Genomic DNA, 12,057 nt, shown 5'->3' with positions numbered 1-12,057 from the left:
GCGACGATGTTCGCGCTGTGGGGCGCGCGCGTCCACGACACCGAGAAAATGTACTCCCAGAGAAGGGAGGAGGAAGAGATTTTCGCGGCGACGCTGACTCGGTTCGGCCAGGACCGACCGGGCTATCTCACCAAGACTGTCGCCAATATCAAGGGCGTGTCGGAGGAGACCACCACCGGCGTCCACCGTCTCTATGAGCTTAGCAAACAGGGCAAGCTCCCCTTCCCCGCCATCAACGTCAATGACAGCGTGACCAAGTCGAAGTTCGACAATCTCTATGGCTGCAAGGAAAGCCTGGTCGACGCGATCCGTCGCGCGACCGACGTCATGCTCGCCGGCAAGGTCGCCGTGGTCGCCGGCTTCGGCGATGTCGGCAAGGGCTCGGCGCAGTCGCTGCGCAACGGCGGCGCGCGCGTCCTCGTCACCGAAATCGACCCGATCTGCGCGCTGCAGGCGGCGATGGAGGGCTTCGAGGTCGTGACGATGGAGGAAGCGGTCACCCGCGCCGACATTTTCTGCACCGCCACCGGCAATGCCGACGTCATCACCGTCGATCACATGCGCGCGATGAAGCCGATGAGCATCGTCTGCAACATCGGCCACTTCGACAGCGAGATTCAGATCGCCGCGCTCGGCAACATGAAGTGGACCGAGATCAAGCCGCAGGTCGACCTAGTCGAATTCGCCGACGGCAAAAAGATCATCGTCCTTGCCAAGGGCCGCCTGGTCAACCTGGGCTGCGCGACCGGCCACCCGAGCTTCGTGATGTCGTCGAGCTTCACCAACCAGGTGCTGGCGCAGATCGAACTGTGGCAGGGCGCCGCGAAGTACGGCAAGGACGTCTATGTCCTGCCCAAGCACCTCGACGAGAAGGTCGCGATGCTCCACCTTGAGAAGCTGGGCGTCAAGCTGACCACGCTGACCGACAAGCAGGCCGCCTATATCAACGTGCCGCAGCAGGGCCCGTTCAAGCCCGACCACTACCGCTACTAAGCGAGTGGACCTTGGCAAGGGACGTGTTCGCCTGTCACCGGACAGGGTCCGGCGGTTCCCTTGCCTTGGCGGTACTAGCCGCTAAGAGAGCGCCTCCACGCGCGGCCCGATGGCGGAGTGGTTACGTAGGGGACTGCAAATCCCCGCACGCCGGTTCGATTCCGGCTCGGGCCTCCATTCCTGGGTGCGTACCAAAGGGCAGACCGCCGTCGGCGATCGGAACCGGCCCGCATTCCCGGCTCATTCGCGCGCCGCGCCGCTAGCGATGAGCGCATTGATCGCCTCTTCGCCGAGCCCGGCTTCAGCGAGGATCGCGCGGCTGTCGGCACCGAGGCCGGGTGCGGCATCGCCAATCTCTCCCGGCGTGGCGGAGAAGGTGGTCGGGATGCCCGGATAGCGCAGTTGCCCTGCCTCGGTGTCGCGCTCGACCCAGAAGCCGGTATCGACGAGATGGCGGTCGTGGAGCAGGTCCTGCGGGCTGGCAATCGCCATCACCGGGATATTCACGTTGCGGAACAAGTCGAGCCACTCGGCACTGCTGCGTTTGACGAGCTCGCCGGCGACACGGTCGAGCACTGCCCCGATGTGGCGCGTGCGATTGCCGAGGGAGGCGAAGATATCGTCCTTGGACCAATCGGGATCGCCGAGCGCGGTAAAGAAGGCGCGCCATTGCTTGTCAGTGTAGATCATCACGCCGATGTGACCGTCGCTGGTTGCATAGGGACGGCGCGAGGCAGCGACGACGCGGGGATATTCGGGCGGGCCGAGCGGCGGGTCGAACAGCGAACCGCACAGATGTTCGACCATCGTGAACGAGACCATTGTCTCGAACATCGGAATCTCGATCTCCTGCCCCTCGCCGCTCCGCTCGCGGGCGAAGAGAGCGGCGATGATCGCATAAGCACCGGTCAGACCGCCCACCTTGTCCGCGACGAGCGTGGCAAGATAGGTCGGCTTGCCGTCGGATAGGCGGGCCTGGAGATCGACCAGGCCGGACGCCGCCTGAACGATGTCGTCATAGGCCGGATAGTCGCAATAGGGACCGTTGCGCGCGAAGCCGTAGAGGTTGGCGTAGATGATGCGCGGATTGACTTCTTTAAGCGCAGCATAGTCGAGGCCGAGGCGGCCGATCGCCTGGGCGCGCATCGAATGGACGAAGACATCGGCGTCGCGAGCCAGTGCAAGCAAGGCGACGCCTGCAGCGGGCCGCTTGAGGTCGAGCACGAGGCTGCGCTTGCCGCGATTGACGTTGAGAAACATACCGCCACGCGCCGTATCATGCCCGGGCGGCAGGTGGCGCGTGGTGTCGCCGTCGGGACTTTCGACCTTGATCACATCGGCGCCGAGATCGGCGAAGATCTGGGTTGCATAAGGACCCATTACGACGCTCGTCAGGTCGACGATGCGCACCCCGGCGAGCGGACCTTTGCCGTGTCCTCCGCTCACAGCCGTATCATCCTGCCGGCCTCAACGCATCTGGACGATTGCAGGGTGAAGCGCGGGGTTCATCGACGCGACCTGCGGCTTGGTAGTGCACGCATAGTCGAGCCTGACCCTGCACAGTACGTCGCCTCGACCAGCGTAACGCGGGCTTGAGCACTATTGGCCGAGTGCAGCGTCGGGCGCGCGCTGACCGGTCGTGCGGGGCGGGACATGGCTTGGACGCGTTTCGGGTAGCGGCACGAGCCAAATGGATCTCCTCGGCAGAGCCCGGCCTTGGAGTCAGCCGCGCTTCAGTGTCAAGTTGCCATTGGCTTCGGCGACGTCCGTTTCTCGAGACGGTGCGAGGATAAACCTCGCAACGTCATTGCGGCGATCCTGCGGCGATGGCACGGAGCGTCGATGAACGATCCCGGCCCCACCTCGCACTTCTTCGTCTCGCAGCGCCTGCGGCTGCACTATGTCGACTGGGGCAATCCGGACAAGCCGCTGCTGCTGCTCGTCCACGGCGGGCGCGATCATTGTCGCAATTGGGACGCTACTGCCCTCGCTCTGCGGGATGACTGGCACGTCGTTGCCCCTGACCTGCGCGGCCATGGCGACAGCGCCTGGTCGCCCGACGGCAATTACGACATGCTTTCCTTCGTCTACGACCTCGCCCAGCTGATCGAGCATCTCGGCGCTCCGACCGTCACGATCGTCGCCCACTCGCTCGGCGGCAATATCGCGCTGCGCTATACCGGCCTTTTTCCGGACCGGGTCGAGAAGCTGATAGCGATCGAAGGGCTTGGCCCTTCACCCACGGTCATCGCCGAACAGGCCGCCACGCCGCCCGCCGACCATCTACGCAAGTGGATCGCGGACAAGCACTCCGCAGCCGGGCGGATGCCGAAGCGCTATGCCAGCTTCGACGACGCGCTTGCGCGGATGCGGGCGGAGAATGGCCATTTGAGCGAGGCGCAGGCGCACCATCTCACGCTCCACGGGATCAACCGCGACGAGGACGGCAGCTGGAGCTGGAAGTTCGACAATTATCTCAACGTCTGGCCAGTAGTCGACATATCGCGCGACGAAATTGCCGGGCTGTGGGCCGCAATTACCTGCCCGACCCTGCTATTCTACGGGGCAAACAGCTGGGCCTCCAATCCCGGACGCGACGGTCGGCTGGCGCATTTCAAGACGGCGCGCGTCGTTGAGATCGAAGAGGCGGGCCACTGGCTGCACCATGACCAATTCAACCGCTTCATGGCGGAGTTGAAGAACTTCCTCTAGACGTCGCTGGCATTTGGACGGGCCAGCACGCGAGCGAGCAGCCGCTCGATCGCGGCTAGGCTTTCGGGCTCATCGAGCGACGGGGCGTGGCCGACGTTGGGGACAGTAACTAGTTCGACATCGGGGATCGCGCTCGCCATGCGCTCCCCGACGTCGAGCGCGAAGAGGTCGGTCAGCGCGCCCCGCAGGATTGTCACGGGCCGCCCGGCGAGCGCTTCATAACAAGGCCAGATGTTCATGGGCGGCGCATCGGACGCGGCGTGGAACGGCTCGGCGATGCCCGGGTCATAATCGAAGACGACCTTGCGGCCCTTCTCAACCGCCAGCCGCCGCGCGAACCGCGCCCACTCGGCCGGGCCATAGGCCGGAAAGACGTCGGCATTGCGCTCGGCCAGCGCCGCCGCCAATGCGTCCCAGCCGGCGAAACTACCTTCTTGGCCAACATATCCCGCTATGCGGTCGAGCCCCGCCTGCGCCAGTTCGGGGCCGATATCGTTGAGCAGCACCCCCGCCATTCGCTCGCTGTCGTGAAGCGCCATGAACATGGTGATGATCCCGCCAAGCGACGTCCCGACGAACACCGCATCGGCAATGCCGAGTTGGTCGAGCAGCTTGATCAGGTCCCCGGCATAGACCGGAGGAGTGTAGTCGGCGGTCTTGGGATCATGATCGCTCAAGCCCCGCCCGCGCAGGTCGACCGCGATCACTCGCCATTGGCCGGCGAAACGTTTCGCGACCGGCTCAAAATCGCGGGCGTTGCGGGTCAGGCCGGGGATGCACAGGATCGGCGGTCGGTCGCGGGGACCGTCATAATCACGATAGTGGAGCTTCAGGCCGTCGGGACTGTTCCAATATTGATCCGAATATGCCGGCATGGAGGTTCCTCTTCGCGTCACCCTCCCCTATCGCGGTCCAATGTCGCCGCCGCAAGCCACTCGCGCCGATCCGCGAATTCTCGATCTGGGCGGGGATTTCTACGACGAAGTGACGCCGGCATATTTTCCCAAGGCGATCCCGCGCTTCTTCAACCAGCGCTGGGCCGAGCGGATCGGGCTTGGCGCGCTTGCTGCGGCTGCGCGCGAACGGCATTTCGCGCGGTTCGATCCGCTGCCCGGCAATCTGTCCCGGCCGCTGGCGCTGCGCTATCACGGCCACCAGTTCCGTCATTATAACCCCGAGCTGGGCGATGGGCGGGGGTTTCTCTTTGCGCAACTCCGCGATGATCGAGGTCGCCTGCTCGATCTCGCCACCAAGGGGTCGGGCCAGACGCCGTGGAGCCGCCGCGCCGACGGACGGCTGACACTCAAAGGTGGCGTGCGCGAGGTGCTGGCGACCGAGATGCTCGAAGCGCTCGGCGTCAATACATCGAAGAGCTTCGCGCTCTATGAAACTGGCGAGGAACTGTGGCGCGGTGACGAGCCCTCACCCACCCGCTCGGCCGTGCTGACGCGGCTCGGCCACGGCCACATCCGCATCGGCAGTTTCCAGCGGCTAGCCTATCTCGGCGAGACCGCCAACCTGGCGAAGCTGGTGCGCTATTGCCTCGTCAACCTTTATGGCGAGGCGGAAACCAACGACCCGCTCGCCGACGCGGCGCGCCTGTTCGACCTGATGTGCGGAGCGACCGCCCGTCTGGCCGCCTCCTACCTCGCTGTCGGCTTCGTCCACGGCGTTCTCAACAGCGACAATATCGCCATTTCGGGCGAAAGCTTCGACTACGGCCCTTGGCGCTTCACGCCCGAATGGGATGACGCGTTCACCGCCGCCTATTTCGACGAGACCGGGCTGTACGCATTCGGCCGTCAACCGGAAGCTATCCACTGGGACGTCGCCCAGCTGGCGGAGTCCTTGGCGCTGCTTGGCGAAGTTCCGGGGCTGGCCGACATGCTCAATGGCTGGGGTGCGCGCTTTCAAGAGGAGCTGGTCGCCGCGCTGCTGACTAGGCTGGGCATAAACCCGCGTGGGGCGGCGGCGGACAAGCCGCTCGCCGCTGCATTGGTCAAGGCACTGCAGGCGCGCACCGTTACCATCGACCGGCTGTTCTTCCACTGGCGCGGCGGGCGCGATCCGGGGGGCGAGCGCTATGCAGCCGAACCCTATCGCGCACTGGCCGCCTTGCTCGACGGACGGGGCACCATTCCCACTCACCCCTATTGGTCCGATCCGGAACCCTGTTCGCTCCACATCGAGGAAGTCGAAGCGATCTGGGCACCGATCGCGGAGCGCGACGATTGGTCGAGCTTCGACGGCAAGATCGCCGCCATTCGCCGAATGGGTCAGGCCATAAGCACCCCGCTTGACCCGATCCGTGCGACAGGCCAGCAAGCGATCGTGACAGGGGGCGTATGACGGCGAAGCTTGTATCGATCGAACCCGCCACGGGCGTCGAGCTGTGGAGTGGCGAGATCGGCGATGCGGCGCGTGAAGTCGCCACCGCGCGCGCCGCCTGGATCGGATGGGCGTCGCAATCCGTCACTTTTCGCACGGAGACGATGCGCCGCTTCGCCAATGTCGTTCGGGCAAAAGAAGCCGTCTTCGCCGAACTGATCGCCCGTGAAACCGGCAAGCCGCTGTGGGAAGCGAAGACCGAGGTCGGCGCGGTCATCAACAAGGTCGAGATTTCGATCGCCGCTTATGGGGAACGCACCCCGACGCGGCGGCTCGAAGGCGCGCTAGGCACCAAGGTCGCGGTCCGGCACAAGCCGCACGGCGTGCTGGCGGTGCTGGGCCCCTATAATTTCCCGGCGCATCTGCCCAATGGACACATCGTACCGGCGCTGATCGCGGGGAATGCGGTGGTGTTCAAGCCGTCGGAAAAGACCCCGGCGAGCGGCGCGATGCTGGTCGACTGCTTTCATGAGGCGGGCGTGCCGAAAGGCGTGCTGCGCCTGCTGATCGGTGGTCCGGACGAGGGTCGCGCGCTCGCCTCCGAGGACGGCATCGACGGGCTGCTGTTCACTGGATCGGCCCGCGCCGGGCAAGCCCTCGCCCGCCAATTCGCCGAGATGCCGCACAAGATGCTGGCCTTGGAACTGGGCGGCAATAACCCGATCGTCGCGTGGGACGTCGCCGAGCCGGAGCCCGCTTCGTCGATCATCGTCCAGTCGGCGTTTCTCTCAGCCGGCCAGCGCTGCACCGCGTGCCGTCGGCTGATCGTCGAGGATGGCAAGGAAGGGCCGCTGATCGAAGCGATCACCAAGCTGATCGACCGGATCATCGTCGGCCAGCCGCTGGCAAGGCCCGAACCATTCATGGGTCCGCTGATCGATGTCGCGGCCGCCGACGCGTTGCAGGAAGGCTGGCTCGACCTGATGATGAAGGGCGGCACGCCGATCCGCCGGCTCGACCGGCGCCGCGCCGACCGGCCGTTCCTGACCCCGGCGCTGATCGACGTCACCGACGTCCGCGATCGCCCCGACGCGGAGCTGTTCGGGCCGGTGTTGCAACTCATCCGGGTCAAGGATTTCGACGCCGCGATCGACGAGGCCAACAACACCAGCTTCGGCCTGGCGGCGAGCCTGCTCGGCGGGTCGCCCAAGCTGTATGACAAATTCTGGGCGAATGTCCGCGCGGGCGTCATCAACTGGAACAAGCCGACCAATGGCGCCCCATCGAACGCGCCGTTCGGCGGGCTCGGCGCAAGCGGCAATCACCGGCCGAGCGCTTATTACGCTGCGGATTATTGCGCCTATCCGGTGACCAGCGTCGAAAGCGACCTGATGCGCGGCAGCGTCGACCAGGGGTTGCGCGACCCGAATATGCAGGAAGATTGAGTGGTAGAGTGGCGTTAGGGCGGCTTACCCCCGCATTTCGGGCAGATAATCCTCGTCGGCAGAATCGCAGAACTTGGTCACGCTCGCATCGAAGCGCATGCGCACCTTGCCGGTCGATCCGTGGCGCTGCTTGGCGACGATCAGCTCGACGCTCACTTAGTATGAATTATCGAACCTCAGGAAAATATTCCTCTTCCGCTATATCGCTAAATTTGGTTACTCGAGCGTCGAAAGCCAATCTAACGACACCAGTCGAGCCATGTCGCTGCTTAGCTATCTGTAACTCGGCTTTCCCATGGGCTTTATCGAAATCATCTTTCCATTTCTGATATTTCTGAACTCTTTCCGGATCACTTGCGGCTTCGGAAGGATTTGGCATCTCGATTTCATGTGCGTTAATGTAGTAATCCTCCCGGTACACAAACATCACGATATCTGCATCTTGCTCGATCGATCCCGATTCACGAAGATCGGATAGGACAGGACGTTTATCTTCTCTCTGCTCTACGGCGCGGCTCAACTGTGAAAGCGCAAGCACTGGCAAGTCGAGTTCTTTTGCTAACTGCTTTAGACCGCGACTTATTTCAGATATTTCTTGCACGCGACCATCATTCGAGGTGCGAGAAGAGCCGTGAAGAAGCTGTAAGTAGTCTACAATTACAAACCCAATACCCTTCTGTCGTTTCAATCGTCTCGCTCTCGTTCTCAATGCAGCGATTGTTAGCCCCGGCGTATCGTCGATATAAAGTGGCAGCGTATTCAACTCACCAGCGACGCGTGCGAAACGTTGGAATTCCGGGATGCTTAGTTTCCCGGAACGGATAACTTCTCCTGAAATTCCCGATTGCTCCGCAAGAACGCGAGTAACAAGTTGCTCGGCCGACATTTCCAAACTGAAGAATGCTACGGGCGCTCCTGCTGACTTGCTTAGATCAATTGAGTCTTCTTGATCCTGCAAAAATCGCATTGCAGCATTGAACGCAATATTTGTTGCAAGGGCGGTTTTACCCATGCCGGGACGCCCTGCAAGAATCATCAGATCGGAGTTGTGAAGACCTCCTATTTTTGCATTTAAATCTCGTAAGCCGGTCGTAATTCCAGAAAGCCCACCTCCGTTATTCAGCGCCACTTCCGCCGCTTTAATCGCAACTTTCGCGGCTTCGGCAAAACTCTTGACCTTGCCCTCGCTGCCGCCCTCCTCGGCGACGCGGTAGAGCTCGGTTTCGGCGCGTTCGATCTGAGCGAGCGGGGCGACGTCCTCTGACGTATCGAGCGCGCCCTCGACCATCTCGCGACCAACGCCGACGAGCGCGCGGAGCAGAGCGAGGTCGTAGATTTGCGCGGCGAAATCGCGCGCGCCGATGACCGCCGCGCCGGAGCCGGTCAGCTGGGCGAGATAGGCCGGGCCGCCGACTTCGCGCATCGCCTCGTCCGCCTCGAACATCGGGCGCATCGTGACCGGGTTGGCGATCATGTTCTTGTCGGTCAGGCGCAGGACGGCGTCATAGATTCGGCCATGCAGTGGCTCGAAAAAATGGTGCGCTTTCAGGCGGATCTGGACGTCCTCGACCAGCCGGTTGTCGACCATCAGCGCACCGAGCAGCGCGGCCTCGGCCTCGACGTTGGCGGGGAGGGTCGGAGCGGCGGGCAGGTCTTGCGACCCGTCGATGCGGAGTATTTCGGCCATGGGCTTGGGTTTATACCGGTTGCCCGGTCGGCTCCAGCGGCTTGCGACGAGATATGTGTGGATGCGCTGTGGGTAAGTTCGCTACGCCGCCAGCTTGAGCATTCTTTCCGACCGCTGGATTCGTGAACAGGCGCAGCAGCACGCCATGATCGAGCCGTTTGTCGAGGCACAGCGGCGCGACGGATGCATCAGCTATGGCCTGTCGTCCTATGGCTATGACGCCCGCGTCGCCGACGATTTCAAGATTTTCACCAACGTCGATTCGGCGATCGTCGATCCCAAGAATTTCGATTCCAATAGTTTTGTCGATCGCAAGACCGACTGCTGCATCATTCCGCCCAACAGCTTTGCGCTGGCCCGGACGGTGGAGTATTTCCGGGTGCCGCGCGACGTGCTGGTGATCTGCCTGGGCAAATCGACCTATGCCCGGTGCGGGATCATCGTCAACGTCACCCCGCTCGAGCCCGGCTGGGAGGGGCATGTCACGCTGGAGTTCTCGAACACGACCCCGCTTCCGGCGAAGATCTACGCCAACGAGGGGGCGTGCCAGTTCCTCTTCCTGAAGGGCAATGAGCCGTGCGAGGTCAGCTACGCCGACCGCGCCGGCAAATATATGGGTCAGCAGGGGGTCACGCTGCCGAAGCTTTAGTCGGTCTGGTCGTCGGTCTCGGCGCCGGGGCCGTTCTTCTGGATCGAGGCGATCGCGCTCTTGGCGCTGGCCTTGCTCGAATAGCCCTCGGTCGAGAACATCATCTCGCTGTTGTAGATGAACTTGACCCGATACTCGCCCTTCTTGTCCTTCGAGATCGCAAATTTGTGCGCCATCAGTCCTGCTCCTGACAACGAGAGCGCGCAGGATAGCGCTTCGCTTGACGACGGCAATGGTCTTTGAGTCAGCCCTGCTGGGTCGGATCGAGCGCCAGGCTGGCGCGGCCGGCGACGATCAGGTCGATCCAGTCGGCGAAGGCCTTGGCAAAGCCGGCGACGAACTTGGCGAGCATCTCGTCATTGACGCTGCCGTCGGCGGCGAGCTTGTCGTCGTTGAGCAGGCCCCAATAGGCTTCGGGCTGGGGCATAACCGGCATGTCGACGAACACGCAGCTCTGGCGCAGCGCATGGTTCGACCCGAAGCCGCCGGTCATCCCGGGCGAGCCGGAGAAGACCGCCGCAGGTTTGCGGGCGAAGCTGCTCTGGCCATAGGGGCGCGATCCGACGTCGATGGCGTTCTTCATCGCGCCCGACATCGAGCGGTTATATTCCGGGCTGCCGAACAGCACGCCGTCGCTGGCTTGCAGCGCTTTGCGGAAGCGGCGATAGGAGGGCGGCGCGGCGTCGCCGTCGACGTCCTGGTTGTAGAGCGGCAGGTCATCGATCTGAAGCGCGGTGATAGCGAGCCGATCAGTTGCGGCGGCGGTGATGGCGAGGCCGAGACGGCCGTGGAAGCTGTCCTTGCGGAGCGAGCCGTTGATGAAGGCGATGCGGTGCTTGGTCATACCGCTTGAAGCCCCCGCGCGACGCGAAGTTCCCTCATCGGCGCCTGTCCTGATGTCTTATGTTCGCCGGACGACCGCGGCGCGGGCCGCGTGGCGACATTCGGTCCTTGCGAGGTGGTGCAAACTTGCCTTGAGGGAGTTCGAAGCGCAGCGCGCCGGAGACCGGGTTGGCCTCGACCAGCTTCAATTCGAGCTTCTGGCCCATGCGGAAGGTCTCGCCGCTGTCGTCGCCGACCAACGCCCTGGCCGCCTCGTCGTAGCGGAAATATTCATTGCCGAGGATCGCCGCCGGGACGAGGCCGTCGCCGCCGAATCCCTCGACCGTGGCGAAGAAGCCGAACGGCTGGACGCCGCTGATCCGGCACGGCAGTAACTGCCCGACGCGATCGGCGAGGAAGGCGGCGACGTAACGATCGACAGTTTCGCGCTCGGCCTCCATCGCGCGGCGCTCGAGGCCCGAGATGACTTCGCCAATCACCGCGAAATCCTGGTCCGCCGCCAGCCCGCCCTCGCCGAGCCGGTAGCTACTGACCAATGCACGATGGACGAGGAGGTCGGCGTAGCGGCGGATCGGCGAGGTGAAATGGGCGTAGCTGCCGAGCGCCAGGCCGAAGTGGCCGAGCGGCTGCGGGCCGTAGCGCGCCTGCATCTGGGTCCGCAGGACCTGCTCCATGATCTCGGGCCGGGCGTCATGATCGCCGATGCGATCGAGGATGTGGTTGAAGGTCTGCGGCTTATTCACCTGGCCGAGCGCGAATTCGATGTCGAAGGTGGCGAGATAATCCTTGAGCGCGACCAGCTTCTCGCGGCCCGGGGCTTCGTGGATGCGGTACATCACCGGTGCCTTCTTCGCCTCGAGCGCCTTGGCGGCGGCGACGTTGGCGGCGATCATGTAGTCCTCGACCAGCCGATGCGCGTCGAGCCGCTCGCGCGGGGCGACCGAGAGGATGCGGCCCTTTTCGTCGAGCACGACGCGGCGTTCGGGCAGGTCGAGTTCGAGCGGTTGGCGCTCTTCGCGGGCTGCAAGAAGCGCTCGCCAGCAGGTCCACAGCGGTTTGAGCGCGGTCTCGACGATTGCGGGATCGACCAAACCCGTGGTTCCGTCAATTGCGGCCTGTGCATTCTCATATGCAATGTTTGCTACAACACAAATCTTTACTCTAGCAAAACGCCATGATATCAACTCCCCATCTGCGCCGATGACCAGATGACAGGCCAGCGCCGCGCGATCCTTCCCTTCCTTGAGCGAGCAGATGTCGGCGCTCAATTCCTCGGGTAACATCGGCACGACGCGGTCGGGAAAGTACACGCTGTTGCCGCGCGCGCGCGCCTCGCGGTCGAGGTCGCTGCCGGGGCGGACGTAGAAGCTGACGTCGGCGATGGCGACGATCGCGTCCCA

12 protein-coding genes and 1 tRNA gene are annotated in these 12,057 nt (G+C 63.5%); 6 read left to right on the top strand and 7 right to left on the bottom strand.

The annotated features are described in order from the left end of the window. A partial coding sequence (locus tag RMN84_RS04095) for an adenosylhomocysteinase (protein ID WP_309610929.1) occupies positions 1-993 on the top strand: 993 nt, incomplete at its 5' end. A 103-nt stretch (positions 994-1,096) separates the two neighbouring features. Continuing rightward, positions 1,097-1,170 (top strand) — tRNA-Cys (locus tag RMN84_RS04090). A 63-nt stretch (positions 1,171-1,233) separates the two neighbouring features. Here RMN84_RS04090 and RMN84_RS04085 read toward each other — a convergent pair. Next, the gene (locus RMN84_RS04085; RefSeq protein ID WP_309610928.1) at positions 1,234-2,439 is read right to left on the bottom strand and encodes a CoA transferase; all 1,206 of its coding nucleotides are present in this window, start codon (positions 2,437-2,439) and stop codon (positions 1,234-1,236) included. A 396-nt stretch (positions 2,440-2,835) separates the two neighbouring features. Between RMN84_RS04085 and RMN84_RS04080 the strand changes: the two genes are divergently transcribed. Continuing rightward, positions 2,836-3,705 carry an alpha/beta hydrolase gene (locus RMN84_RS04080; RefSeq protein WP_309610927.1) on the top strand — a complete coding sequence of 290 codons (870 nt, stop codon included), beginning with the start codon at positions 2,836-2,838 and terminating at the stop codon, positions 3,703-3,705. Here RMN84_RS04080 and RMN84_RS04075 read toward each other — a convergent pair. Further along, positions 3,702-4,580 (bottom strand): alpha/beta hydrolase, encoded by an 879-nt coding sequence (locus tag RMN84_RS04075; RefSeq protein ID WP_309610926.1) that lies wholly within the window; start codon positions 4,578-4,580, stop codon positions 3,702-3,704. The two genes, RMN84_RS04080 and RMN84_RS04075, sit on opposite strands and share 4 nt — an antisense overlap. Here RMN84_RS04075 and RMN84_RS04070 point away from each other — a divergent pair. Together RMN84_RS04070 and astD are read left to right on the top strand one after the other, a co-directional pair. Further along, on the top strand, positions 4,579-6,054 hold the full coding sequence (locus RMN84_RS04070) for a protein adenylyltransferase SelO family protein (protein WP_309610925.1): 1,476 nt from the start codon (positions 4,579-4,581) through the stop codon (positions 6,052-6,054). The genes RMN84_RS04075 and RMN84_RS04070 overlap by 2 nt on opposite strands. Beyond that, entirely contained in the window at positions 6,051-7,478 is a 1,428-nt protein-coding gene (gene astD / locus RMN84_RS04065) for a succinylglutamate-semialdehyde dehydrogenase (RefSeq protein ID WP_309610924.1), read from the top strand. The genes RMN84_RS04070 and astD overlap by 4 nt, the downstream gene beginning before the upstream one ends. 24 nt (positions 7,479-7,502) lie before the next feature. Here astD and RMN84_RS04060 read toward each other — a convergent pair whose 3' ends face one another. After that, positions 7,503-7,634: a hypothetical protein gene (locus tag RMN84_RS04060; protein ID WP_309610923.1), complete on the bottom strand. Its 132-nt coding sequence runs from the start codon at positions 7,632-7,634 to the stop codon at positions 7,503-7,505. A gap of 10 nt (positions 7,635-7,644) precedes the next feature. Next, the gene (locus tag RMN84_RS04055) at positions 7,645-9,165 is read right to left on the bottom strand and encodes a replicative DNA helicase (RefSeq protein ID WP_309610922.1); all 1,521 of its coding nucleotides are present in this window, start codon (positions 9,163-9,165) and stop codon (positions 7,645-7,647) included. A 94-nt stretch (positions 9,166-9,259) separates the two neighbouring features. Here RMN84_RS04055 and dcd point away from each other — a divergent pair, with 94 nt between their 5' ends. Then, on the top strand, positions 9,260-9,814 hold the full coding sequence (gene dcd / locus RMN84_RS04050) for a dCTP deaminase (RefSeq protein ID WP_309610921.1): 555 nt from the start codon (positions 9,260-9,262) through the stop codon (positions 9,812-9,814). On the opposite strand, the gene RMN84_RS04045 is transcribed toward dcd, so the two are convergent. The 3 genes from RMN84_RS04045 to RMN84_RS04035 all read right to left on the bottom strand — a co-directional run. Continuing rightward, positions 9,811-9,990, bottom strand: a complete 180-nt coding sequence (locus tag RMN84_RS04045; RefSeq protein WP_309610920.1) for a DUF1508 domain-containing protein — start codon at positions 9,988-9,990, stop codon at positions 9,811-9,813. The genes dcd and RMN84_RS04045 overlap by 4 nt on opposite strands. A gap of 68 nt (positions 9,991-10,058) precedes the next feature. Continuing rightward, the gene (locus RMN84_RS04040) at positions 10,059-10,658 is read right to left on the bottom strand and encodes an NADPH-dependent FMN reductase (RefSeq protein ID WP_309610919.1); all 600 of its coding nucleotides are present in this window, start codon (positions 10,656-10,658) and stop codon (positions 10,059-10,061) included. Positions 10,659-10,692: 34 nt separating this feature from the next. Then, positions 10,693-12,057: RNB domain-containing ribonuclease (locus RMN84_RS04035; RefSeq protein ID WP_309610918.1), on the bottom strand; the 1,365-nt coding region annotated here is incomplete at its 5' end.

It is taken from the genome of Sphingomonas sp. (assembly GCF_031380695.1).
In the GTDB taxonomy this organism is placed as follows: Bacteria; Pseudomonadota; Alphaproteobacteria; order Sphingomonadales; family Sphingomonadaceae; genus Sphingomicrobium.
This window is presented reverse-complemented; position numbering and strand designations above follow the sequence as displayed.